The sequence below is a fragment of the Pseudomonas sp. PSPC3-2 genome (assembly GCF_049897085.1).
Classification (GTDB): Bacteria; Pseudomonadota; Gammaproteobacteria; order Pseudomonadales; family Pseudomonadaceae; genus Aquipseudomonas; species Aquipseudomonas paraveronii.
In genome coordinates this window covers 95,937-119,818 of the sequence record NZ_JAFCVO010000011.1, presented here as the reverse complement: position 1 = coordinate 119,818, position 23,882 = coordinate 95,937, and the positions used below count along the sequence as shown (strand labels likewise).

Genomic DNA, 23,882 nt, shown 5'->3' with positions numbered 1-23,882 from the left:
ATAGCGTTTCCCCCTCCTCCAATCGCCACGCCCGTAGCCATCCACTTGCTGGAATGGCACGGGCTGTTTGGCGTTTCAGGCCGCGATCCGATCACCGAACAGAAAAAACACATTTATTCCTAAATGCAGGATTTATACAAAAATCCCACTTTACAGGATTAATTCGCAAGACTAGATTAAGTCCATTGCAGCCCCCCCGCCCCCCTTTCCGAGAGGACACTTCATGAAATTCGCGAGTTTTATCGTTCAAGGCCGTACCACCTACGGCGTGGTTGAGGGTACTCAGGTGATTGACCTGGAATCGGTCAAACCCACCTTTGGCACCGACCTCAAGCAGGCCATCGCCATCAATCGCCTGGGTGAACTGACGCCGGCCGTCCTGGCCCCGCTGCCACGCGTAGCCTTGGCGGACGTCACGTTCCTGCCGGTGATCGAGAACCCGGGCAAGGTGCTGTGCATTGGCATCAACTACGCCACCCATGTGCGTGAAACCGGTCGTGAAATGCCGACCTACCCGATGATTTTCACGCGTTTCGCCGACAGCCAGGTTGCGCACCTGCAACCGATCATTCGTCCGAAGGCTTCGCATAAGCTCGATTTCGAAGGCGAACTCGCCGTGGTCATCGGCAAAACCGCGCGCCACGTCAAGGCCGCAGATGCGCTGGAGTATGTGGCCGGTTATGCCTGCTACAACGATGGCAGCGTCCGTGACTGGCAGAAGCACACCATCCAGTTCGTGCCGGGCAAGAATTTCCCGTGCACCGGCGGCTTCGGTCCCTGGTTGGTGACCTGTGATGAGATCGGCGACCCGCAAGACCTGGAATTGACCACGCGCCTGAACGGCCAAGTGATGCAACACACCCGCACCAGCGACATGATTTTCGACGTGCGCCACCTGATCGAATACTGCTCCACCTTCACCGAACTGGCGCCCGGCGATGTGATTGTCAGCGGCACCACCGGTGGCGTCGGCGCATTCCGCGAACCGCCGGTATGGATGAAGCCCGGCGATACCGTCGAGGTCGAGATCTCGGGCATCGGCATCCTGCGCAACAGCATCGCCGATGAGCAGTAGGCCATGAAGCTATTGCCTGAATCAGAGCACCTGCCAGAGCAGGACGCCGATAGCAAAGGCTCAAGCCTGGAACGCATGCTGCGGGTGCTGGATTTATTTACCGAGGCCAGCCCGATCTGGGCGGTCGACGAGATGGGCGCTGCGCTGGGTTACACGCGGTCGACCATCTACCGCTACGTACGCGAGTTGGCCGAGGCGAACCTGTTGTTTCAGGTCGAAGCCGGCCGCTACGCGCTGGGCGCGCGGATTATCACCTGGGACCGCCAACTGCGCCTGAGCGACCCTCTGGTGCGCGCAGCACACGCCCTGGAGCAGGACCTGCCACGCTGGAGCGAGCAACAGGTGTGGTTGATCTGCCGACTGTTCAAAGACCAGGTGGTGTGTATCCACCAGCATGGCGACTTGTTCAGCGAGGTCAGCTACTCCCGTGGTTCACCCCGCCCGCTGTTCCTCGGCGCGACCTCGAAGGCGATCCTCGCCAACATGACGTCGCGCCAGCACAGTCAGCTGTTTCTGGAAAACCCCGATGAAGTGCGCGCCAGCCATCTGGGGCAGACCTGGGAACAGTTCCGCCGCTCACTGCAGCAACTGCGCCGCCAGGGGTACGTCGCCAGCGCGGCTGAAATTGATCGCGGCGTCTACGGCCTCGCGGCACCGATCTTCGACAGCGACGGCAAGGTGGTCGGCAGCATCAGTTGCCTTCGTCCGATTCAGGAGCGCGACAACGCACAGGAAGCGCAACAAGGGGCACACATGCAGGCCCTCGCGCAGGCCCTGTCGCAGCGCATGGCGACACTCACCCATCGCCCCGCGTAGCCAGACTGAAAACTTTGGAAGGGAATAACAATGACAACCCTCAACAGCGTCAGCACCCAAGTCTTGATCATCGGTGCAGGGCCTACCGGACTGACCCTGGCCAACCTCCTCGGCCAGGCCAATGTGGATACCCTGATCATCGACCGCAAACCCGGCACCGTGACCGAACCACGCGCCGTCTCGATCGACGATGAGTCCTTGCGCACCATGCAAGCCATCGGGCTGGATGACGCCGTGTTGCGCGATGTGGTGCCCGGCTATGGCGTGCATTACTTCACCCGCGCGGGCGGGCGTTGCTTCGGCAAGGTCGAGCCCACCGGCAGGTTATATGGGTTTCCCAAGCGTAATGCGTTTCGCCAGCCGCTGTTCGAAAGCACGCTGAAGGTCGGCCTTGAACGTTTCGCGAACCTGACAGCGCGCTTCAATCACGAACTGCTCGAGTTCACTCAAGACCCGCATGGCGTGCGCGCGTTGATCAAGGATGCCGATGGCCAACTGCTCGACGTCAAGGCCAGCTACCTGATCGCCTGCGACGGCGGTCGCAGCCCGGTGCGCAAGCAACTGGGGATCGAGATGGTAGGGTCGAGCTTCTCCTCACGCTGGCTGGTGGTCGATACCGACCAGGATGACGACCCCTTCTGGCAGACCCGCGTGTATTGCGATGCCCGCCGCCCGGTGGTGGAAGTGCCCGGCCCGCACCGTACTCGGCGCTTTGAGTTCCAGCTCAAGCCGGGCGAAACCGATGCGCAGGTGCTCAGCCCCGAATGCCTGCACACGCTGCTGCGTCCGTTCAAGGGCGATGCCCCGGTGTCCATCGTGCGCAAGACGGTCTACACCTTTCATGCCCGCGTCGCCGAGCGTTGGCAGGTCGGCCGCGTATTTCTTGCTGGCGATGCCGCGCACTTGACCCCGCCCTACGCCGGGCAAGGGATGAACAGCGGCGTTCGCGATGCGCACAATCTGGGCTGGAAGCTGATCGCCGTGCTCAAGGGCCAAATGGCCGCGACCGCCCTGCTGTCTTACGAAAGCGAGCGGCGCGACCATGCCTGGGCCTTGATCAAGCTGGCCCTGAACCTTGGCGTGGTCATGGCGCCGGCCACCGTGCTGCGGGCTCGCCTGATCAGCACGGCATTCGCGTTAATCGGCCTGGTGCCGCCGCTGCGCGATTATTTCCTGCACATGCGCTTCAAGCCCAAACCACGGTTTACCAAAGGCCTGGTATTGCCCGAAGGCAAGGCCGGAAAGCTGGCCTGCGGGCAAATGTTTCCTCAGCCATTGCTGACCGATGCCCAAGGCCACACACAACTGCTGGACACGACCATCGGTGCCGGTTTTGCCCTGATCCACTATGGCGACCCGACCCACCAACGCCTTGATGAACTACGGCACGGTCTGTGGGACCACCTGGAGGCCAAACGCATCCTGATCCTGCCCGCGCACGTTCAGACGCTGCCGTCGATCCCCGGCTGCACCGTGCTGCAAGACCGTGAGAGTGCGCTCAAGGACCTGCTCGGCGACAGCCAGAAGTTTCTGCTGCTGCGCCCGGATCGCTATGTCGCCGCCATCTTCGACAGGACCACGCACGATCAGGTCGCCGAATCCTTGCAGGCGTTGTTCGGCATCACGCTGACAAGCCACTGCGCAGCTGAGCCGGGCATGGCGCCCGTCTACCCCTGAACCTTCAGACCCAGAGGTGTTTATGCAAACCTTGCAGACTTCCACCCCCGCCCGCCTGTGCTACCTGCACCTGGCGAGCAAAGATCCACAGCAGCAAGTCGACTTCTATCGGCGCCTGCTGGACATGGACGGCCTGGCGCAGGCTGACGGCAGTTGGCTGCTCCAGGGCCCTCAACGGGCCATGCTGATCTCGCCCGCCGACCATAGCGGCCTGCTCGCGGCGGCGTATGACCTGGGCAGCCAAGCGCACTTGAGCGCACTGCGCACACGCCTGCTCGGCAACGGTTGTAACGTCGAAGCGCTCGACTCGCCGCTGCTGGAAGCGGGCGCCTTTCAAATCCGTGACCCCCAGGGTCGGCAAACCGTATTTGGCGTGTCTCGCGGCGCGTCCACGCTCGACCGCAACGGCATGCCGGGCCGCCTGCAGCACGTGGTGTTCCAGACCACGGAGCTGGAAGCGATGATCGACTTCTACGTCAACACCGTGGGCTTCACCGTCTCGGACAATGTCGTCGACGAGCCAAGCGGCCAGCTCACCACCTGCTTCCTGCGTTCGGACGATGAACACCATTCGCTGGCGTTCTTCCGTGGGTCGAAAAACGAGTGGGATCACCACTGTTACGAAACCAACGAATGGAACGACATTCGCGACTGGGGCGACCGCTTCGCCAAGGAACGGATCACCTTGTTCTTCGGCCCGGGTCGCCATGGCCCAGGCAACAACCTGTTCTTCATGGTGGTCGATGCCGATCGCAACCGCCTGGAGTTCTCGGCCGAGCTGGAGATCACCGAGGCCACGCGCCCGCCTGGCGTCTGGCCGCAGGAGGAATACACCCTCAACTCCTGGGGACGCGCCTGGATCCGAAGCTGAATACGCACAACCTAAAGGGTCTGCCCTCACCCACCCTCAATCGACGCGGCTACCTGCCTCTAAGGTAAGACTATGACAACTCCAATACTCGCGGCCTACGCCATCAACGGCGATCAATACATCAACGGCACCTGGCGTGCAGGTCGCTCTGCACGACGCCTGGACGACCGTAACCCCTTCAACGACGAAGCCTTGCTGGAAATGCCCCTGGCCTCGGTGGCCGACCTGGATGACGCGTACCAGGCTGCCCAGCGCGCGCAAACCGACTGGGCAGCGCTGCACCCGACCCAGCGCAGTGCGCAGCTGGAAAAACTCGCCCAGGTCATCCAGAACCGCAGCGAAGAAATCATCGACTGGCTGATCCGCGAGTCCGGCAGTACCCGCATCAAGGCGGGCATGGAATGGCAGTTCACCCTCAACCTGGTTCGCGAGTGTGCAACGCTGCCGATGCAGGTTGAAGGCCGGATCCTGACCAGCTACAAGCCTGGCGAACAGAGCTTCGTGTTTCGCGAGCCGCTGGGGGTGGTCGGTGTGATCAGCCCATGGAACTTCCCGCTGTACCTGAGCATGCGCTCGGTGGTGCCGGCCCTTGCGCTGGGCAATACCGTGGTGCTCAAGCCCGCCAGTGATACGGCGGTTACCGGCGGCCTGTTGATTGCCCATCTGTTCGAAGAGGCCGGGTTCCCGGCGGGCTCGCTGAACGTGGTGGTCGGCGCGGGTTCGGAGATTGGCGATGCGTTCGTCGAGCACCCGATACCGAGCCTGATCTCCTTCACCGGCTCCACCGATGTGGGACGCAATGTCGGGCGCATCGCCACCGGCGGCAAGCACATCAAGCGCGTGGCCCTGGAGCTGGGCGGTAACGCGCCGCTGGTGGTGCTGGAAGATGCGGACATCGAGATAGCGGCGCATGCCGCAGTCGTCGGACGCTTCCTGCATCAGGGCCAGATCTGCATGAGCGTCAACCGGGTCATTGTCGACCGCTCGCTGTATGCCGACTTCGCGGCCCTGGTGGTGGAGCGTGTACGCAAACTCAAGACCGGTGACCCGGCCAAGGCCGACACGGTGATCGGGCCGGTGGTCAACCAGAGCCAGCTCGACGGTCTGTTGGGGAAGATCGCGGCCGCCGAGCGCGCCGGTCTCAAGCAGTTGTGTGGCGGCCAGGCTCGCGGGTTGGTGCTGCCGGCCCATGTCTTCGGCGAAGTGAGCCCCGACCAGGCTTTGGCCCGCGATGAAACCTTCGGGCCGTTGCTGCCGCTGCTGATCGCCGACAACCAGGCCCATGCCCTGGCGTTGGCCAACGCCAGCGAGTACGGTTTGTCCAGCGCGGTGTTTACCCGTGATATGGCGCGCGGCCTGAGTTTTGCCCGTGGCATCGTGGCGGGCATGACCCATATCAACGACATCACCGTCGACGATCAGCCCAACGCACCGTTTGGCGGCGAAAAGAATTCCGGCCTTGGGCGCTTCAACGGTCACTATGCCCTGGATGAGTTTACCCGGGCCCATTGGGTCACCTGGCAAGCCGGGAGCCATAATTACCCTTTCTGATCGTCTGTCCGGAGCGGGCAAGGCTCACACCTTGCCCCTTCAGCCCAAAACAAAAAACAAAAGGCGAAACAATGAATAATCTAGCCTGCGTGTCCACCGATCAGGTCGTTCGCTCTGATCGGCTGATGAAGTGGAAGGAGTTCATGAGCGATCACCTGGGTCGCACGCCGGAGTATATAAAGCGACTGGAGTCCACCAACATCGACCCGTTGCACAACGGCAACTTCCAGGGCCGCCTGGAATACGGTGACTTGGGCCAGTTGCGTTTCTGCCGCCTGACCGCCAGTGCCCATCGCTATTCACGCCACCTGAGCAAGGCGCTCGATGTCGTCGACACGCCGCGGATGTTGATACTGCAAGTCGCCGGCGTCAGCCACTTCGAGCAAGGTCAGCAAAACAGCAGCGTCGCGCCGGACGAAATGCTCCTGGTCGACTGCGGCAAACCCTTCAGCGTCACCAGTACCCAGGGCTGCGAGCACTTTATCCTGTTATTCCAGGGCCCCGCCGGGCAACTGACGCAGACCGGCGACATGCACTTGAACGGCCGTAACGGGCTGGGGCGCATGTTGATGCACTTGATCAGCGACGCTTACCACCAATACCCCTTGCTCAACAGCCAGTCGGCCGGGCTGATCGGCGACAGTATCGCGGGGCTGCTGAACAATGCGCTGAAGAACAAGCAAGATGAAAAGCAACTCGACCACGACTTCCGCTTCTTCAAACAGAATCGCCTCAAGGCGTATATCGAGCGTCACCTGGCTGACCGCGACTTGAGCATAGAACGCATCGCCAATGCCGAGCAGTGCTCGGTGCGCAGCTTGCATCGGGCATTTCAGGACGAACTGGGGTGCAGTGTCAGCGAGTACATCTGGCAGCGGCGGTTGTCCCGTTGCGCCGAGGACCTGCGCAACCACGACCAGGCCCATCGCTCACTCACCGAGATCGCCTATGCCTGGGGCTATGGCAGCAGCTCTCACTTCAGCCGGCATTTCAAATCGACATTCGGCATGTCGCCCCGGCTGTTTCGTGAAACCGCCAGCGACGCCCGCGTGAAACCTACTGCGGCATGACGCCAGTCGCCGGCCATCGAAGCCTAGGCTTTGATGGCCGGTGCAGTTGGATCGTGTCAGCGCGTATCTTGATCTCAAGGTGCAAAACGCACCGATCAAAAGTCGTCCTTCACGTTTCCATCGTTAATCTTGAACTCTCGGTGTTGTAGATAAACACTTCGAATGAAGTTGTATTTATCACCGGTGATGAGCTTTTCAGATTTCATATATTGAGCGCGTCCGTCGATCATGCCCACGGCGTACAGGCTATTACGCGTAGGCACGTCGCCGATATAACGAACCGGGTTGGCGTAGATATCGGGAAAGATCGCCGGCGCATCGCGAAGTGTGCTTGGCCCCAAGAGCGGCAGTACAAGATAAGGACCACTACCTACCCCCCAGTAACCGAGGGTTTGACCGAAGTCTTCGTCATTGCGCTGCAGCCCCATGGGCGTCGCGACATCGATCAATCCCGCCAGGCCAAGGGTGCTGTTGAGTAAGAGGCGACTGGTATCAACCCCGGCGCTATGGAACTTGGCTTGAAGTACATTGTTCGCGAGGTTCTTGACCTCTCCCAGGTTGTTGAAAAAATTATGAATGCCGTCTTGCGCAATGCGCGGGGTGACAAATTGATAACCCTGGGCAAGTGGTTTCAGTGCGTAGGTATCCAGCGTGTCATTGAATGAAAAGATCGGGCGGTTAATCCGTTCCCAGGGGTCCTTGTCGGAGTCCGCCCGGGAAAGGGGTGAAAGCGTGATGAAACAGGCGCAGGTCAGTACCTGAACGCAACGGCTTAAATTGGAACGATAGGCACGCATGTTTATTTCCCATTGAATGAAGTTAGCCGATTTGACGCACGCAAGCCGTTCCATCGCTGCGCTTCTGTGTGCAACTGGCAGAGCCATTAATTCCAACCGCCCCCCAACACTTTGTACAACGTGATGCGGTTACTCTGCTCGGTCAGACGCAGGGTGATCAGGTCCTGTTGGGCGCTGTAGAGCGAGCGTTGCGCATCCAAGGCTTCCAGGTAGCTTTGCGAGCCGCCCCGATACAAGGCATCCGAGAGTTCGAAGCTTTTGCGACTGGCGTCGGTCAGCGCCTGTTGCGCGGCGATCCGGCGATCCAGGGTGCTGCGCACGGCCAGCGCGTCGGCCACTTCGCGGAACGCGGTCTGCAGGGTTTGCTGATAGGTCTGTATCTGGATGTCGCGCTCGACCTTGGCCGAATCCAGGGTCGCGCGGTTACTCCCGCCGTCGAAAATCGGCACGCTGATGCTCGGGGCAAAGGTCCAGGCACCGCTGCCGGATTTGAACAGGCCGGCCAATGCCGAGCTGGACGAGCCAGCGTCGGCGGTCAGGCTGATGCTGGGGTAAAACTTCGCACGGGCCGCGCCGATGTCGATATTCGCCGACTTGAGCGTGTGTTCCGCCGACAGCACATCCGGGCGTTGTTGCAAGAGGCTCGAAGGCAGGCCCGCCGGTATGTCCACCAGCACCGCCGCCGACGCCAAGTGCGTGCCCGGCAAGAGTGCCTCGGGAAGGTCACTGCCGACCAACAGGCGCAAGGCATTGCGGTCCTGCAGAATCTGGCTCTCGTAGGACGCCACATCGCCGCGCGCCGACTCGACCGTGGTCTGGGCTTGCGCCACCGACAGCGCGGAGGAGCCGCCCAGGGCATAGCTGTTTTGGGTCAGGTCGTAGGTGGCCAACTGGCTGGTCAGGGTTTCCTGGGCCAGCAGCAGCCGTTCGTTGTCGGCGGCCAGGGTCAGCCAGGCGGTGGCCACTTCGGCCACCAGGCTGATTTGCGTACTGCGTCGGGTTTCCGTCAGCGCCAGGTAGTCTTCCAGCGCCTCATCCCGAAGGTTACGTACCCGACCAAACACGTCCAGTTCATAACTGCTCAGCCCCAATTGCGCGCTGTAATCGTGGGTGGTGGCCGCCGTACCGGTGTTGGACAACGACCCGGGTGTACGGCTGTGGGTGCCGCTGACGCTCGCATCAAGGGTGGGAAACAGGTCTGCGCGCTTGATGCGGTAATGCGCCTGAGCCTTTTCGACATTCAGGCTTGCCAGGCGCAAGTCGCGGTTATTGGCCAGCGCCAACGTCTGCAACTGCGCCAGGCGGCTGTCGGTAAAGAACTGCTGCCATTTGACGTCGGCGCCCACCTGCCCTTTCGGCAGGCTGGCCGCCGGCAGCCATTGCCCGGAGACGGGCGCTTCAGGACGCTCATACTGGGGCGCCAGGTTGACGCAGCCACCCAGGACCATGGCAGCCAGCAAAGGCCAGTGTGACTTGATCATGCATCACCTGTCGGAGCAGATTGATTAGCGCTGCGCTCGCGGCCGAAACGGCGGCGGATCAGCACAAAAAACAGCGGTACAAAGAAGATCCCCAGCACCGTGGCGCTGAACATACCGCCCAGCACGCCCGTACCGATGGCCTGGCGCCCGGCGGAGCCTGCGCCGGTACTCAAGGCCAGCGGCAACACGCCGAACATGAAGGCCAGGGACGTCATCAGAATCGGCCGCAGGCGTTGGCGCACCGCGATCAGCGTCGCGTCGATCAGGCTGTTGCCCTGCTCTTGCAGGTGCTTGGCGAACTCCACGATCAGGATCGCGTTTTTCGCGGCCAGGCCCACGGTGGTCAACAGCCCCACCTGGAAATACACGTCGTTGCTCAACCCGGCGACGCGGGTCGCCAGCACCGCACCGATCACCCCCAGGGGCACCACCAGAATCACCGAAAACGGCACCGACCAACTCTCGTAGAGCGCAGCCAGGCACAGGAACACAAACAATACGGAAAGTGCATAGAGCAGCGGGGCCTGGGACCCGGACAGGCGTAATTGATAGGACTGCCCTGTCCACTCGTAGCCGATGCCCTGGGGCAATTGCCGGACGATGGCTTCCACCGCGTCCATGGCGTCGCCGGAGCTCACGCCTGGCGCGGGGTCACCGACGATTTCCAGGGAGGCGTTGCCGTTGTAGCGTTCCAGCAAGGGTGAGCCGTAACTCCAGGTGCTGCTGGCAAACGATGAGAACGGCACCATTTCATTGCTGCTGTTGCGCACGAACCAATGATCAAGGTCCGCGGCCTGCATGCGCGCGGATGCCTGACCCTGCACATAGACTTTTTTCACCCGACCCTGGTTGAGAAAATCATTCACATAAGTACCGCCCAACGCCGTCGACAAGGTGGTGTTGATATCGCTGGTACTCAGGCTCAGGGCGCCGGCCTTGCGGTCGTCAATGCTGACCTTGAGCTGCGGCGCATCGTCCAGGCCGTTGCTGCGAACCCCCAGCAAGCGCGGATCTTTTCTGGCCAGCTCAAGAAACTGTTCGCGGGCCGCCACCAGCGCATCATGGCCCAGGCCACCGAGGTCCTTGAGTTGCAGGTCGAACCCCGAGCTCTGGCCCAGACCGCGCACGGTCGGAGGCTGCATGACGAAAGCGTCGGCATCGCCGATGCTGGAGAGCGCCATGGTCGCCCGTTGGGCAATCGCCGCCGCACCCTGGCCAGGCCCACCGCGTTCGCCCCAGTCCTTGAGGCGGATAAACGCCCGCGCGGTGTTCTGGCTGTTACCGCCCATGCCCAGCCCGCTGATGCTGATCATCGCTTCGACTTCGGGCTGTTTGAGGATGTAGTCCTCGAACTGCTTGACCACGGCCTGGGTACGGCTGTCCGTCGCGCCGACCGGCAACTGGATCTGCGCCAGGAGGATTCCTTGGTCTTCGTCCGGCAGAAACGACGTGGGTAGGCTCATGTAGCCCACCGCCATGACCACCAGCACTCCGCCATAGAGCAACAGGCTGCGCCCCCAGCGCCGCAACACCGCACCCACCCAACACTCGTAACCGACGCTGGCACGTTCAAAGGTACGGTTGAACCAGCCGAAGAACCCGTGCTGAGCACCCTGCCCCTGGCCGTCGTGCGTTTTGAGCAACGAGGCGCAGAGCGCGGGTGTCAGGGTCATCGCCACCAACACCGACAAGACCATGGCCGAGACAATGGTCACCGAAAACTGCCGATAGATAATCCCGGTGGAACCGCCGAAAAACGCCATGGGGATAAACACCGCGCTCAGCACCATCGTGATGCCGACCAGTGCGCTGGTGATTTCACGCATCGATTGACGCGTGGCCGCCACGGGCGATAGTCCCTGGCCCATCAGCCGCTCAACGTTTTCGACCACCACGATGGCGTCGTCAACCAGCAAGCCGATCGCCAGGACCATGGCAAACATCGTCAAGGTATTGATCGAATAGCCAAACACCGCCAACACGCCGAACGTGCCCAGCAGCACCACCGGCACGGTAATCGCCGGGATCAGCGTCGCGCGCAGGTTTTGCAGGAACAGGAACATGATCAACACCACCAGCACGATGGCTTCGCCCAAGGCCTTGACCACTTCCTCAATGGAGAGGCTGACAAATGGCGTGGTGTCGTAGGCAATCACATTTTTAAGCTGCATTTCTGTCGGGTAGAACGGCTCCATTTCTTTGAGCTTGGCCTTGACCGCCTTGCCGACGTTCAGCGCATTCGCGCCTGCCGCCAACTGCACCCCCATGGCAGCGGCGGGCTTGCCGTTGAGGGCGGTGCTGATGTCGTAGCTTTCACTGCCCAACTCCAAGGTCGCGACATCGCCCAGCAACACCACGGCGCCATCGCTGTTGGACTTGACCACCACATTGCGAAACGCTTCGACGGTCTGCAGTTTGCTGCGGGCGCTGATCGTCGCGTTCAACTGCTGCCCCTTGATCGCCGGCAGGGCACCGAGCTGCCCGGCGGAGACTTCGGTGTTCTGCGCCTCCAGGGCACTGCTGACGTCCGAAGGCATCAGCGCGTATTTTTCCAACAGGGCCGGGTCCAGCCAGATACGCATGGCGTAGCCTGATCCCAACGTTTGCACATCGCCGACGCCGTCTATGCGGCTGATGGAGTCCAGCAAGGTGGTGGAAATGTAGTCACCGATCTGGGTGCCGGTGACGCTGGGGTCATCCGATGCCAGGGCGACGATCATCAGGAAATCCGAGCCGCCCTTGGTCACGGTCAGGCCTTCGCTTTGTACCGATTGCGGCAGCCTCGACTCGGCTTGTTGCAGCTTGTTCTGCACCTGCATCTGGGCCACATCCGGGTCGGTGCCGGCGGTAAAGGTCAAGCTGATGCTGGCGCTGCCCGCCGAGCTGCTGGTGGCCGACATGTAGGTCAGGTTATCCAGGCCTTTCATCTGCTGCTCGATGACCTGGGTCACCGAGTCTTCCACGGTCTTGGCCGAGGCCCCGGTGTAGGTCGCGGAAATCTTCACCGTGGGTGGCGCGATGTCCGGGTATTGCTCCAGCGGCAACTGGCTGATGGACAGGCTGCCACCGAGCATGATCACGATGGCGATGACCCAGGCGAAAATCGGTCGATCAATAAAAAAGTGCGCCACGCTTAACCCTCCTTCGCAGGGGTGGACGGCGTGGCCGCCGGAGCATTGGCGTCCTGCACCTGGACGGCGGCGCCGGCACGGACTTTTTGTCCGCCTTCGACGACCAACTGATCACCGGCCTTCAGGCCCGCCGTGATCCACCACTGATTACCCACCGCGCGATCGACGGTCAGCTCACGCTGTTCAACCTTGCCATCGACCACCAGCAACGCCGTGGTCACACCGCTGGCGCTGCGGTTCACCGCTTTTTGCGGGATCAGAATGGCTTGGTCATTGCGCGCCTGTTCCAGCACCGCGCGCACATACATGCCCGGTAACAGCAGGTGGTCCGGGTTGGCAAATTCGGCACGCAGGGTGACGGTGCCCGTGCCTTCGTTGACACTCACCCCGCTGACCTTGAGCCGCCCAGTCTGGTTGTAGGTGCTGCCGTCATCCAGCTTCAGGCTGATCCGCGCCTCGCCGTTGCCATTGGACTGCAACACGCCGCTGGCCAGGTCACGCTTGAGCCGCAGCAGTTCCGTGGTCGATTGGGTCACGTCCACATAGATCGGATCGAGTTGCTGCACGGTGGTCAATGCGCTGTCCTGATTGGCCACCACCAGCGCGCCCGGGGTCACCGTGGACGTTTCAATGCGCCCGCTGACCGGCGAGGTGATGCGCGTGTAAGCCAGGTTGATCCGTGCGGTTTGGACTTCCGCCTCGGCGACTTGCACGTCGGCGGCGGCCGTCAGCAAGGTCGCCTGAGCGTCTTCGTTAGTTTGCTGACTGATGGCATTGATCTTCACCAGTTCGGCGTCGCGCTTGGCGGTGGTCTGCGCCGATTTAAGCGTGGCGCGGTACTTGACCAGGCTCGCCTCGGACTGCGCCAGCGCGGCGGTATAGGACGCCGCATCCAATTGGTACAGCGCTTGCCCGACCTTGACATCCGCGCCCTCGACGAACAACCGCCGCTGGACGATACCGCCGACTTGCGGACGAATCTGCGCCACCATGAAGGCCTGGGTGCGTCCCGCCAACTCGGTGGTCAGTACTTGGCTCTGGGGTTTTACGCTGATCACCGAGACTTTGGGGGTGATCGCTTGAGGTTCCGGCTTGCCACCGGAGCAACCGCCCAGCAGGACCAGGATGAACAAAGACAGGCAAACCGCGGCGGTTACCAGGTATTTGGCGATGATTTTCGTCGACATAACGGCCTCTACAAGACGGGATTGCTTGAGTCAGCGCTATCGTGCAAGGCAAATGTGCAGGAAAATTGAAGATTGCCCGACCGGGTTGAATCTTTTCGTCGCCAGGGCCTAAATGGTTCGATCCATTCTTAACGGCCCTCCTGCATGAAGCTGAGTATCTCCACCAAGCTGTTTATTGCGGTACTGGCCGGTGTGCTGCTGGTCATCCTGAGCATGGGGGTGGCGACGAGCTGGAGTTTTGGAAGGGGCTTTCTCGGCTATCTCAATGAGCAGGCGCTGGACCGCATGGCGCCCGTGCTACCGCGCCTGGCCAGTGCCTACGCGCGTGAAGGCAGCTGGGAGTTCCTGCGCAACCGGTCGGATCGCTGGTTCGACATTATGCGGCCCGAACTCGGCGAAGATCCGGCGAAGAACGATTTGCGCACGCCCATGGCGTCGGACCTGACAGGCGCGCTGTTTCGCATGGCCTTGCTGGATGAACACAAAAAACGCGTGAACGGCTACCCGGATATCGGCGACGACGCCCTGTTACGTCCGATTGTGGTGGCCGACGAAACCGTTGGCTGGCTGGCCGTGACCCCGTTCCAGAGCGTGACCGAAGCCGGCGGCGAACGGTTCCAGCAATACCAGTTACGCACCAGCCTGGTGATGGGCGCCTTTTCGCTGGTGCTGGCGATGCTGATTGCCTGGTGGATCGCCCGCACGCTGTTGGAGCCGGTCAAACGGGTGGCCGCGGCGACCCACCGCCTGGCCAGCGGCGACTACAGCGGCCGGGTGGCGGTGGCCTCCAATGATGAAGTGGGCCAATTGGCCCGTGACTTCAACCAACTCGCCTATACCCTGGAGCGTAATGAACAGATGCGCCGCGAATTCATGGCTGATGTCTCCCACGAGTTGCGCACCCCGCTGTCGGTGTTGCGCGGCGAGCTGGAGGCCATCGAGGATGGCGTGCGCAGCCTGAACCCAGGCTCGATGAAGTCTTTGCAAGGTGAGGTCAGCATGCTCAGCAAGCTGGTGAATGACCTGTATGAACTGTCCCTGGCGGATGTGGGCGCGCTGACCTACCGCAAGAGCGCGTGCGCAGTGGATCAACTGCTGCAAGCCAGCGTGTCGATGTTCCAGGAGCGCCTGAACGACCGGCACCTGCGCGTCGAACTGGACCTGCCGTTCCAGCCTATGGAATTGTTGGCCGATGCCAATCGCCTGCAGCAACTGTTTTCCAACCTGCTGGAAAACACCGTGCGCTACACCGACCCAAACGGGCTCATACGCATCCGCGCCGTCGTGGATCGCACCCACGTGTGCATCGACTTTATCGACTCCGGCCCCGGGGTTTCGGCCGAGCAGTTGCCGCGCCTGTTCGAGCGCTTCTATCGCGGCGAATCATCGCGCAACCGTGCCAGTGGCGGAGCCGGTCTGGGCCTGGCGATTTGTCACAACATCGCCCTCGCCCACGGCGGCAGCCTTAGCGCCGCTCACTCGCCCCTCGGCGGCCTTTGGCTGACCCTGCGCTTGCCACGGAATATCTGAACCATGAGCGACAAAAACCCGATCCTGATCGTCGAAGATGAACCGAAGCTGGCCGCCTTGATGCAGGATTATCTGGTCGCGGCAGGCTACTCGACCCAGTGCCTGGACAACGGCTTGCAGGTAGTGCCGACAGTGCGTGCGCAAACACCGCGCCTGATCTTGCTCGACCTGATGCTGCCCGGCCGAGACGGCATGCAAGTCTGCCAGGACCTGCGCAGTTTCAGCGCCGTGCCCATCATCATGATCACCGCCCGCGTCGAAGAGGTGGACCGCCTGCTGGGCCTGGACCTGGGCGCCGACGACTACATCTGCAAGCCTTTCAGCCCACGGGAGGTGGTGGCCCGGGTCAAGGCCATCCTGCGCCGCGGCCCCCAACTGCTGGTCAACGCCGCGCCGCGACTGCTGATCGACGAAGCGCAATATCGCGCTTCAATAGACGGCATCGCACTGGACCTCACCCCCCTGGAGCTGCGACTGCTCAGCACCTTTGCACGTTCCGCCGGGCGAGTGTTTTCCCGTGACCAACTGCTCGACAAGATCTACTCCGACCACCGCGTGGTCACCGACCGCACCGTGGACAGCCATATCCGCAACTTGCGGCGCAAGCTGGAGCAGGCGTGCCCAGGGGAAACGCCCATCGAATCGTTGTATGGGGTCGGTTATCGGTTTCAGCTTTCCGAGGCCTGAGATCTCGGAATAATACACATCGGCACCGTCAACGAGGCGCAAGCGGAACGCCTGCAACCACCTCCAGATACCGGAGCACGCTAAACCTAGGTCAGATTCAACCCGCCGTCAGAGAGGAGTATCTCGCCGGTTAAGTAGTCCGACTCGACCAGCATTACAACAGCGTTTGCGATGTCGTCTGGGCTAGCGGCCCTGCGCATAGGTGCGCGAGTTCGCCACAACTCTTGGGCCTCTGTCCACTCGGCGGTCAGAGGCGTGTCGACCAAGCCAGGCGCCACAGCGTTTACGCGAATTTCTGGCCCCAGCGATACCGCGAGCAAGCGGGTCATGTGATTAAGCGCAGCTTTGCTTACCGCATAGGGAATCGATGCGCCCTTAGGACGGATACCGGCATGCGAACTGATGTTTACGACACAACCTGCTCGACGGTAACGGGCGGCATCGCGCAATGCCGACTCGGCCAATGCGACGAGGTGGAACGGCGCCACGACATTAATCTCGTTAAGTTCGTGCCACACCGTCGAATTGGCCGAGGCAAGGTCGCCGTGCGGAATGACTCTGCTAATACCGGCGTTATTGACCAATACGTCGAGCTGCCCCCACGCGGCGATCGCCTCGTTAATAAGCCTGGCCCTGTCAGCTTCGAACGCAAGATCCGCTTGCACGTAAATAGCCTGCTTCATTTCGGCAACCATAGCGCGTCCCGTATCCGCAGAATTTCGCGAATGGAGCACCACTGCATAGCCTGCCCGGCTTAGTGCACGTGCAATGGCTGCGCCGATACCGGAAGTGGACCCTGTAACCAACGCGACGCGTAATACGTTATCGATTGTCGGATTGGGTTTCATAGGGACATCTCGAATGGGTTGCTAGAAAGCCATCACCGTAGCACCCAGCGGGCAACGTCGGCATCAGGCGGTCACGATAGGCAGGTATCCATTTTCAAAATGGATTTTTCTCGCTCAAACCGGGCGATCCGAGCTTCCAGCTCCTGAATTTTCTGCTGTTGTGGGGTCAGCTTCTTGCTCTGCGGCGTGACGCCTTGGCGACCTTTCTGGACCTGGTCAACCCAGCGGCGCAGCGCTGACTCACCCCTGCCGAGTGAGCGGCTGGCTTGGATGTAGCGGCAGTTTTGCTTGAGCACGAGGTCGGCAGCCTCGCGTTTGAATTCAGCCGTAAAGGAGCGGCGTTGTTTGCTCATCTGACACCCCTTTAGGCGAGCATTCTCGCCTAAAGGGGTATCAGGTTTCATTAGACCACTACATGGGCAGCCGCCTAAGCGGCTGCCAATGGCCCGTTAATGACTCAAATCAATCACCATGCGGCCTTTGATTTTTCCCTGCTGCATTTCATCGAAAATCTGATTGATATCTTCGATCGGACGCAATGTTACCTTCGGCACCACCTTTCCTTGCGCGGCAAACTCGAAGGCTTCAACGAGGTCTTGTCGAGTGCCGACCAGCGAGCCAACCACCTCGATCCCGTCAAGCACCAACCGAGGAATATTGAGGCTCATGGCTTCAGGCGGAAGGCCGACTGCGACCAGGCGTCCACCGGCACGCAGGGCATCCACCGCAGAGTTGAACGCGACTTTGGCGACGGCCGTCACGACAGCCGCGTGAGCTCCGCCGACCTTCTCCTGGATAACTTTTGCGGCATCCTCGTCGCGGGAGTTGATGACCAGATCGGCGCCCATTTCCCTGGCGAACTGCAGTTGATCGTCGTTAATGTCCACGGCAATAACCCTGGCGTTGAAGACATTTTTTGCATACTGCAACGCCAGATTCCCCAGGCCGCCCAGCCCGTAGATCGCAATCCATTGCCCCGGGCGAATATTGGAAACCTTGACGGCTTTATACGTCGTGACGCCAGCACAGGTCACGCTGCTCGCCGCCGCAGAATCAAGCCCGTCAGGTACTTTCACTGAGTAGTCGGCGACGACAATGCACTCTTCGGCCATTGCGCCATCCACGGTATAACCGGAGTTTTTGACGTCGCGGCAGAGTGTCTCGTTGCCGCTGTTGCAGTATTCACAGTGCCCGCAGCCTTGGAAAAACCACGCTACGCTGGCACGATCACCGGGCTTCAGCGAGGTGACGCCCGGTCCTACCGCCTGCACGATACCGATGCCTTCATGGCCCAGGATTACCCCGGTTTTATCACCGAAATCACCGTTCTTGACGTGCAGGTCAGTATGGCAGACCCCGCAGCACTGCATTTTGAGGAGCGCCTCACCATGTTTCAGGGGCCGTAATGTTTTTTCGGTCACGTTCACGCGTTGCCCTTGGGCAACAACAGCAGCTTTCATACTTATCTCCTTGTATCCGTGAGTGAGCTTGCGTTGTAGTAGGTCCAACAAGTGACAAAGGCTGACAGCAGCCAACCGCCATAAGCGTCATCCGCAACCCCAACCGCTCAAGCAGTCCGAGGTCTGGCGCAATGCTCGCCACCGCTGACGGCGGACAACTGGCGATGCTGATCGGCAGAGCGACACGCATCTTTCAGTGATGGTCGTCGCAGCCCTTGAAGTCAAGTGAATTCCCCTGCATATCGTGTGTCTATGGACATGCGACCTTTCGCTCCATGCTTGAAACCCGTTCCTCGTGTACCTTCATCAGTCCCGGCACATGCGCTCAGCGGCGGGTAGGCCCACTAGTCGAAACGGTTCTGGAGTAGCTTTTACATGGCATATGCAACGATCAATCCCTATACCGGCGAGACACTGCAGACCTTTCCCGATGCGACCGATGCAGAAGTGACCGCGGCCATCGCCAAGGCCCATGAGGCCTTCCTGGCCTGGAAGGACACGCCTTTCGCCGAGCGTGCACGCATCCTGCAGAATGCCGCCGATATCCTGCGCAAGGACAGCGACGCCTTTGCCAAGGTACTGACGCTGGAGATGGGCAAGCTGTTTGCCGAGGCGAAAGCCGAGGTCGAGCTGTCGGCAAAAATCTTCGAATACTACGTGCGCAATACCGAAACCTTGCTCAAGCCGGAGAAACTCCCGGTTCTCGATCCTGCCGAGGGTGAGGCGGTGGTCGTGTGCGAACCGCTCGGCGTGCTGCTGGCGATTGAGCCGTGGAATTTTCCTTATTACCAAATCGCACGCATTCTGGCGCCGCAGCTTTCTGCCGGTAATACCGTGCTGCTGAAACACGCGGCGAATGTGCCGCAAAGCGCCGCGCGCTTTCAACAGTTGATGAAGGATGCCGGTTTGCCTGATGGCGCCTTCCGTAATTTGTATGCCACGCGTTCGCAGATCGAGCTGATCATCAACGATGCCCGCGTGCAGGGCGTCGCCTTGACCGGCTCGGAAGGCGCCGGCGCGGTGGTTGCGTCACAAGCAGGCAAAGCGCTGAAAAAGTCCACCCTGGAACTCGGCGGCGCCGACGCCTTCGTCGTGCTGGCTGACGCGGACCTGGCAAAAACCAGCCAATGGGCGGTGTTCGGCCGGCATTGGAATGCCGGGCAGGTCTGTGTGTCCTCCAAGCGCATGATCGTGGTCGATGCGGTCTATGACGACTTCCTCGCGCTCTATCGCAAGGGCGTCGCGGAATTGGTCGCAGGCGATCCCTTCGATGCGAAGACGACCCTGGCGCCGCTCTCCTCGCAAAGCGCCGCCAATGAGGTCAAGCAAAAAATCCTCGACGCCGTGAAGCTCGGCGCCAAGGCCGAAGAAGTCGGACCACCCGTGCCGGTCGATGGGGCATTCGTGCAGCCGACGATCCTGACCAATGTCGCCGAGGACAACCCCGCTCGCTACTGGGAGTTCTTTGGCCCGGTGTCCATGGTGTTCCGCGCCAAGGATGAAGACGATGCGGTGCGCATCGCCAACGACTCGCCGTTCGGCCTCGGCGGCTCGGTGTTCACCTCAGATACGGCGCATGGCGCAGAAGTCGCGAAGAAAATCTCCACGGGGATGGTGTTCGTCAACCATCCGACCAAGGTCGAAGCCGATCTGCCTTTCGGTGGCGTGCGCCGCTCGGGGTACGGCCGCGAGCTGATCGGGCTGGGGCTCAAGGAGTTCGTCAACCACAAGCTGATTGTCGTGGTCGATATCGACGCACCGTTCTGAGTTTCAACGCAGCCCTTTGTCCCTGGAAACCGAAATCGAAATCGAAATCGAGGAGACCTGACATGGTGAACGTCATCGGGATCGATCACTTGGCCATTCGTGTCAGTGATCTGGAACGCTCCAGGGCGTTCTATGATCAGGTACTCGGTTTCCTGGGATTCACCATCGAGTGGGAGTTCGACCGGGTTATTGGCTGGACCAACGGCGAAACCCTGTTCTGGATCACCGAAGCCGATGCCCAGGGGCGCAAACATAAGCACCGGACCGGCGATGTGGGCTACCACCACTATGCGTTCGAGCTGGGCGCGCGTGAGGACGTCGATGCGCTCTACGCATTCCTGCTGGATCAGGCGGTTACGATTGTCGACGCACCCGCTGATTATCCGGATTATGGCGAGGGCTACTATGCCGTTTATTTCCTCGACCCCGATGATCTGAAGCTCGAGGTGATGTTTTTCCTGGAAAAACAAAAGCGGCGCTTGCTTGGAAAATCGCGAAGAAGTGATCACCGCAAATAAAATCGCTTCAAAGGGCCCGGCTCATGCACTGGAGCGTCCCTGAACACGAACGCCTGACTATCTATTTCGGCCATTGCCTCGGTGCGTTCATTCTTGTCGTTGAAGTAGCGATGTTGCGTTCGGCCACCACTGGCAGCCGTTTCAGTTATGCCTTCGATATTCTTTTCGTGGTCTTCATGCTGATGTTCTTCGTGCATGTCTACGGTGCAATCAAAAACACCCAGCCTATTACCGAAACACTGGAAATCGGTTTCTGGATGATCCTCTTCGTACTCAATGTTTTGTTCTACCCCTCCACCCGTATCACGCGGTAAACCTTCGCCGAACGCTCCGCCATGCCGGGTCAAGGAGTGAACATGATCGAGTCCTGGTAAGACGCTGCGCTCAAGCCAGTCTTTAAGCGATGTGGTGCTCGACATCGGTTGTGGTCCAGCCAGCCTGCTGCCGCAAGTGGCGCGGCTCAATCCCAGGGCTGAATTCATCGGTACGGACCTATCGCACAACAGGCAGAACGTTGCCCGCGAGTCCAATCATCAGTACCTCCATCGCCTCGCCGTTGATCCGCCTGCTGACAAATGAGGAGCGCCGCGGGCGTGTAGGTCTCCCAGCAGTAAAACTGGACTGGAGAGGTAAACGCAGAGCGCCGACGAATGCAAAAATAACACTTTTCCTGCTATATGGGATTTTTACATATCTCCTCTTTACAGGATTTTTGCTTAGTAATAGATTTGGCCGTAGTCGAGGACACCTGCCTGCCCCAGACAATAAAAACAATAAGAGGTACGTTCATGCACACCCCTACCCCCAGCAATATCCTCTGCGACGTAGTGGACGCCCGGCCTGTCAGCCGCTTGCAATGGGAGCTGCTCGCCCTCTGCGTCCTGGTTGCAGTGCTTGACGGATTCGACACCCAGATCGTCGGATTCCTGGTGACGGCCATGGCTTCGAGCTTGAACGTGACGCCCCAAGCCCTGGCCCCAGTGTTCGCGGCAGGTTTATTTGGTTTGATGCTCGGCGCCCTGCTACTTGCCCCTATGGCGGATCGCCTGGGGCGCAAGAAGATTCTGGTGTTGTCGATCCTGTTGTTCGGCACGTTCGCGTTACTGACTGCTTTTGTTAACAGCGTTGCGCAATTGCTGGTCGTGCGCTTCCTGACCGGTATAGGTCTCGGCGGTGCGATCCCCAACCTGGTGGCGCTGATCTCTGAATACAGCCCACGGCGTTATGCGCGCAGTGCCGTCACGCTGCTGTTTTGTGGCATGCCACTGGGCGCGATGCTGGCAGGCTTGACGGTCGACCAACTCCTCGCCACCTGGGGATGGGAAAACCTTTTCCTGATCGGTGGCGCGCTGCCCTTGCTGGTCGCCGGCGTCGTGGCAAGGCGGCTTCCGGAGTCGGTTGAGTTCCTCAGTCGCAAGCCCGGCAGTCGCCCTGCCCTGAGCGCGATCATCAAGCGACTTGCACCCGATCTTGCCGAACTGCCCGCCAACCTTGGCCGTCCGCGCCAACAGGCAATCGCCTCTACTTCCCTGAGCCGTCTTTTCACCGCCGGCATGTGGCGCCGCACGCTGTTACTCTGGCTGCCGTATGCCATGAACCTGCTGATTTTGTACTTCATCATGAGCTGGATCCCGACGCTGCTGGTGGCAGCCCATGCACCGCTAAGCATGGGGATCCGCGCGATTATTCTGTTCAGCCTGGGAGGTGTGATCGGCTCAGTTATACAAGGCTGGCTGATGAACCGCTGGGGCTCGGTCAACGTGCTGACCCTCGAGTTTATGGGCTACCTGGCGGTCGTGCTGGTGCTCAGCCAATTGCCGGTTTCGCTTTATTCGCTTTTCCCCGCGATGCTGGCGCTGGGCATTCTGGTGCAGGGCGCGCAGGCAGGTCTTAACGCTTTAGCCGCCGAGTTGTACCCGCAGGAAATACGCTCCACAGGCATCGGCTGGGCATTAGGCGTCGGGCGAGTGGGTTCCATTACAGGGCCTGTTTGCGGAGGCTTGATGCTGGCGGCCGGTTGGGTTTTGACAGAGATCCTCATCGCAGCGTTGATCCCGGGCGCCATCGCGCTGACGGCGATTACCCTGTTGCGACTGGACCCCGCAAGCAAGCAACAACCAACACGCTCACAGAGCGAACGGGCGCTGATGCGCTCAAAGACCTGCCCGCCTGGGATTGAGTGAAATCTGCTTCTGCCGGTTATTGCCAGCCCAGGCAAAGTGCTCTGCATCGGGATTGGCAGAAGCACACCCTCCAGTTCATTCCGGCCGGCCACCGGCCTGGATGAAGCCGAGTGATATCGTCAAAATCGAAATCGCGCGAATTGGTATCCTGCGCAACAGTAATGTAGACGAGCGCTGACATGCAAAGACCGTTTGATTCCGAAGACAACGCCGAACATCTGGTTGACAGCAAAGGCTCCAGCCTGGAGCGGATGTTGCGAATCCTGGACCTGTTTACCGAGCGCCATCCAATCTGGACGGTCGACGAAATGGGAAATGCGCTGGGGTTCACACGCTCCACCGCCTACCGATATGTACGTGAACTGGCTGAGGCCAACTTGCTGTTTCAGGTAGAGGCCGGTCGCTATGCCCTGGGCGCGAGAATCATCACTTGGGATCGCCAACTGCGCGTCAGTGATCCGTTGGTTCGCGCCGCACACTCATTGGAGCCCAGCTTTCCACAGTGGGGTGCTGAGCAAGCGTGGCTGGTGTGCCGATTGTTCAAGGATCAAGTGGTCTGCGTCCATCAAACCGGCAATCTGTCCAATCAGGTGAGCTATTCACGAGGTTCGCCAAGACCGTTGTTCATGGGAGCCACTTCCAAAGTAATCCTGGCCAATATGGGCTCGCGGCACCAAAGCCAACTGTTTCTGGAAAACCCGAGTGATGTCGAATCCAGCAATCTGGGCAAGACGTGGGCGCAATTCCGACGCTCGCTCCAGCAACTGCGCCGCCAGGGATATGTGCTGAGCATCAGCGAAGTGGATGCTGACGTCTTCGGCCTCGCGGCGCCCATATTCGATGGCGACGGCAAAGTCGTGGGGAGCATCAGCTGCGTGCGCCCGACCTCGCAACGCGACAGCGGGCAGGATGAAATGCAAGGCCAGCAGATCCTCACCCTTGCCGATAATCTTTCACAACTCATGACCGCGTTGGCGCACAGAGCAGAACTTGTGGACTGACCCTGCGTGGAGTTCAATGAAGGAATAAAAATGGTTACACCCGTGAATACTGACCGGCCCGACAGGACTCACGTAAGCCGACCTAATCGGGCAGGCGTGCGCACCACCAGCATTTTAAGGCACTACGCAATCAGCCCCTGTCGGGGCTGATTGTCATGTAAGGCAACAAGGTGAGTTGAAGTTATTCTTTGGGGAAGAAGCGGAAGACAAATTGTTCATGAATCGCCGTGAT

The 23,882-nt window shown here is 60.4% G+C and carries 20 protein-coding genes and 1 pseudogene; 14 read left to right on the top strand and 7 right to left on the bottom strand.

Going from position 1 to position 23,882, the window contains the following annotated elements; genetic code table 11:
- Window positions 1-223 precede the first annotated feature (223 nt).
- From ACP7CJ_RS19210 to ACP7CJ_RS19185, 6 genes are all read left to right on the top strand, one after another.
- On the top strand, window positions 224-1,075 hold the full coding sequence (locus ACP7CJ_RS19210) for a fumarylacetoacetate hydrolase family protein (RefSeq protein ID WP_426101075.1): 852 nt from the start codon (window positions 224-226) through the stop codon (window positions 1,073-1,075).
- 3 nt (window positions 1,076-1,078) lie between these two features.
- A complete protein-coding gene (locus ACP7CJ_RS19205; protein WP_426101073.1) occupies window positions 1,079-1,891 on the top strand; it encodes an IclR family transcriptional regulator in 813 nt (270 codons plus the stop codon).
- A 30-nt stretch (window positions 1,892-1,921) separates the two neighbouring features.
- Window positions 1,922-3,568 (top strand): bifunctional 3-(3-hydroxy-phenyl)propionate/3-hydroxycinnamic acid hydroxylase, encoded by a 1,647-nt coding sequence (locus ACP7CJ_RS19200; RefSeq protein ID WP_426101071.1) that lies wholly within the window; start codon window positions 1,922-1,924, stop codon window positions 3,566-3,568.
- Window positions 3,569-3,590: 22 nt separating this feature from the next.
- Entirely contained in the window at window positions 3,591-4,439 is an 849-nt protein-coding gene (locus tag ACP7CJ_RS19195) for a VOC family protein (protein WP_276197421.1), read from the top strand.
- A 72-nt stretch (window positions 4,440-4,511) separates the two neighbouring features.
- Window positions 4,512-5,990: an aldehyde dehydrogenase family protein gene (locus tag ACP7CJ_RS19190; RefSeq protein WP_426101069.1), complete on the top strand. Its 1,479-nt coding sequence runs from the start codon at window positions 4,512-4,514 to the stop codon at window positions 5,988-5,990.
- 71 nt (window positions 5,991-6,061) lie between these two features.
- Window positions 6,062-7,060 (top strand): helix-turn-helix domain-containing protein, encoded by a 999-nt coding sequence (locus tag ACP7CJ_RS19185; protein ID WP_247396543.1) that lies wholly within the window; start codon window positions 6,062-6,064, stop codon window positions 7,058-7,060.
- Window positions 7,061-7,155: 95 nt separating this feature from the next.
- Here ACP7CJ_RS19185 and ACP7CJ_RS19180 read toward each other — a convergent pair whose 3' ends face one another.
- The 4 genes from ACP7CJ_RS19180 to ACP7CJ_RS19165 form a co-directional block, all read right to left on the bottom strand.
- The gene (locus ACP7CJ_RS19180; RefSeq protein ID WP_276197419.1) at window positions 7,156-7,857 is read right to left on the bottom strand and encodes an MlaA family lipoprotein; all 702 of its coding nucleotides are present in this window, start codon (window positions 7,855-7,857) and stop codon (window positions 7,156-7,158) included.
- An 86-nt stretch (window positions 7,858-7,943) separates the two neighbouring features.
- Window positions 7,944-9,338: an efflux transporter outer membrane subunit gene (locus ACP7CJ_RS19175; RefSeq protein WP_426101067.1), complete on the bottom strand. Its 1,395-nt coding sequence runs from the start codon at window positions 9,336-9,338 to the stop codon at window positions 7,944-7,946.
- Complete coding sequence (locus tag ACP7CJ_RS19170) at window positions 9,335-12,469, bottom strand: efflux RND transporter permease subunit (protein ID WP_276197417.1); 3,135 nt, start codon at window positions 12,467-12,469, stop codon at window positions 9,335-9,337. Before ACP7CJ_RS19170 ends, ACP7CJ_RS19175 begins: the two co-directional genes overlap by 4 nt.
- Window positions 12,470-12,471: 2 nt before the next feature.
- Window positions 12,472-13,656, bottom strand: coding sequence for an efflux RND transporter periplasmic adaptor subunit (locus ACP7CJ_RS19165; RefSeq protein ID WP_276197416.1), 1,185 nt, complete (start codon window positions 13,654-13,656; stop codon window positions 12,472-12,474).
- Window positions 13,657-13,800: 144 nt separating this feature from the next.
- Between ACP7CJ_RS19165 and baeS the strand changes: the two genes are divergently transcribed.
- The gene (gene baeS, locus ACP7CJ_RS19160) at window positions 13,801-15,186 is read left to right on the top strand and encodes a sensor histidine kinase efflux regulator BaeS (RefSeq protein ID WP_426101065.1); all 1,386 of its coding nucleotides are present in this window, start codon (window positions 13,801-13,803) and stop codon (window positions 15,184-15,186) included.
- 3 nt (window positions 15,187-15,189) lie between these two features.
- Window positions 15,190-15,873, top strand: coding sequence for a response regulator (locus ACP7CJ_RS19155; RefSeq protein WP_426101063.1), 684 nt, complete (start codon window positions 15,190-15,192; stop codon window positions 15,871-15,873).
- Window positions 15,874-15,959: 86 nt separating this feature from the next.
- Here ACP7CJ_RS19155 and ACP7CJ_RS19150 read toward each other — a convergent pair whose 3' ends face one another.
- The 3 genes and pseudogenes from ACP7CJ_RS19150 to adhP form a co-directional block, all read right to left on the bottom strand.
- A complete protein-coding gene (locus ACP7CJ_RS19150; protein WP_426101061.1) occupies window positions 15,960-16,721 on the bottom strand; it encodes an SDR family NAD(P)-dependent oxidoreductase in 762 nt (253 codons plus the stop codon).
- Window positions 16,722-16,801: 80 nt separating this feature from the next.
- Window positions 16,802-17,074: pseudogene (locus tag ACP7CJ_RS19145) on the bottom strand (transposase); the annotation flags it as partial.
- Window positions 17,075-17,170: 96 nt separating this feature from the next.
- Complete coding sequence (adhP, locus tag ACP7CJ_RS19140) at window positions 17,171-18,181, bottom strand: alcohol dehydrogenase AdhP (RefSeq protein ID WP_276197412.1); 1,011 nt, start codon at window positions 18,179-18,181, stop codon at window positions 17,171-17,173.
- Between the two features lie 375 nt (window positions 18,182-18,556).
- On the opposite strand from adhP, the gene ACP7CJ_RS19135 reads away from it, so the two are divergent.
- From ACP7CJ_RS19135 to ACP7CJ_RS19110, 6 genes are all read left to right on the top strand, one after another.
- Window positions 18,557-19,948, top strand: a complete 1,392-nt coding sequence (locus ACP7CJ_RS19135; protein ID WP_426101059.1) for an NAD-dependent succinate-semialdehyde dehydrogenase — start codon at window positions 18,557-18,559, stop codon at window positions 19,946-19,948.
- Window positions 19,949-20,010: 62 nt separating this feature from the next.
- The gene (locus tag ACP7CJ_RS19130; protein WP_276197410.1) at window positions 20,011-20,466 is read left to right on the top strand and encodes a VOC family protein; all 456 of its coding nucleotides are present in this window, start codon (window positions 20,011-20,013) and stop codon (window positions 20,464-20,466) included.
- Between the two features lie 23 nt (window positions 20,467-20,489).
- A complete protein-coding gene (locus ACP7CJ_RS19125; protein ID WP_426101057.1) occupies window positions 20,490-20,780 on the top strand; it encodes a hypothetical protein in 291 nt (96 codons plus the stop codon).
- A gap of 91 nt (window positions 20,781-20,871) precedes the next feature.
- Window positions 20,872-21,045, top strand: a complete 174-nt coding sequence (locus ACP7CJ_RS19120) for a class I SAM-dependent methyltransferase (protein ID WP_346429965.1) — start codon at window positions 20,872-20,874, stop codon at window positions 21,043-21,045.
- 209 nt (window positions 21,046-21,254) lie between these two features.
- Complete coding sequence (locus tag ACP7CJ_RS19115; RefSeq protein ID WP_426101055.1) at window positions 21,255-22,649, top strand: MFS transporter; 1,395 nt, start codon at window positions 21,255-21,257, stop codon at window positions 22,647-22,649.
- Between the two features lie 179 nt (window positions 22,650-22,828).
- Window positions 22,829-23,650 carry an IclR family transcriptional regulator gene (locus ACP7CJ_RS19110; RefSeq protein ID WP_276197407.1) on the top strand — a complete coding sequence of 274 codons (822 nt, stop codon included), beginning with the start codon at window positions 22,829-22,831 and terminating at the stop codon, window positions 23,648-23,650.
- The last annotated feature ends 232 nt before the right edge of the window (window positions 23,651-23,882 follow it).

Bases quoted from the DNA above. Each gene is read 5' to 3' on its own strand.
- ACP7CJ_RS19210 (WP_426101075.1), top strand. From the start codon at position 224: ATGAAATTCGCGAGTTTTATCGTTCAAGGCCGTACCACCTACGGCGTG.
- ACP7CJ_RS19205 (WP_426101073.1), top strand. From the start codon at position 1,079: ATGAAGCTATTGCCTGAATCAGAGCACCTGCCAGAGCAGGACGCCGAT.
- ACP7CJ_RS19200 (WP_426101071.1), top strand. From the start codon at position 1,922: ATGACAACCCTCAACAGCGTCAGCACCCAAGTCTTGATCATCGGTGCA.
- ACP7CJ_RS19195 (WP_276197421.1), top strand. From the start codon at position 3,591: ATGCAAACCTTGCAGACTTCCACCCCCGCCCGCCTGTGCTACCTGCAC.
- ACP7CJ_RS19190 (WP_426101069.1), top strand. From the start codon at position 4,512: ATGACAACTCCAATACTCGCGGCCTACGCCATCAACGGCGATCAATAC.
- ACP7CJ_RS19185 (WP_247396543.1), top strand. From the start codon at position 6,062: ATGAATAATCTAGCCTGCGTGTCCACCGATCAGGTCGTTCGCTCTGAT.
- ACP7CJ_RS19180 (WP_276197419.1), bottom strand. From the start codon at position 7,857: ATGCGTGCCTATCGTTCCAATTTAAGCCGTTGCGTTCAGGTACTGACC.
- ACP7CJ_RS19175 (WP_426101067.1), bottom strand. From the start codon at position 9,338: ATGATCAAGTCACACTGGCCTTTGCTGGCTGCCATGGTCCTGGGTGGC.
- ACP7CJ_RS19165 (WP_276197416.1), bottom strand. From the start codon at position 13,656: ATGTCGACGAAAATCATCGCCAAATACCTGGTAACCGCCGCGGTTTGC.
- baeS (WP_426101065.1), top strand. From the start codon at position 13,801: ATGAAGCTGAGTATCTCCACCAAGCTGTTTATTGCGGTACTGGCCGGT.
- ACP7CJ_RS19155 (WP_426101063.1), top strand. From the start codon at position 15,190: ATGAGCGACAAAAACCCGATCCTGATCGTCGAAGATGAACCGAAGCTG.
- ACP7CJ_RS19150 (WP_426101061.1), bottom strand. From the start codon at position 16,721: ATGAAACCCAATCCGACAATCGATAACGTATTACGCGTCGCGTTGGTT.
- adhP (WP_276197412.1), bottom strand. From the start codon at position 18,181: ATGAAAGCTGCTGTTGTTGCCCAAGGGCAACGCGTGAACGTGACCGAA.
- ACP7CJ_RS19135 (WP_426101059.1), top strand. From the start codon at position 18,557: ATGGCATATGCAACGATCAATCCCTATACCGGCGAGACACTGCAGACC.
- ACP7CJ_RS19130 (WP_276197410.1), top strand. From the start codon at position 20,011: ATGGTGAACGTCATCGGGATCGATCACTTGGCCATTCGTGTCAGTGAT.
- ACP7CJ_RS19125 (WP_426101057.1), top strand. From the start codon at position 20,490: ATGCACTGGAGCGTCCCTGAACACGAACGCCTGACTATCTATTTCGGC.
- ACP7CJ_RS19115 (WP_426101055.1), top strand. From the start codon at position 21,255: ATGCACACCCCTACCCCCAGCAATATCCTCTGCGACGTAGTGGACGCC.
- ACP7CJ_RS19110 (WP_276197407.1), top strand. From the start codon at position 22,829: ATGCAAAGACCGTTTGATTCCGAAGACAACGCCGAACATCTGGTTGAC.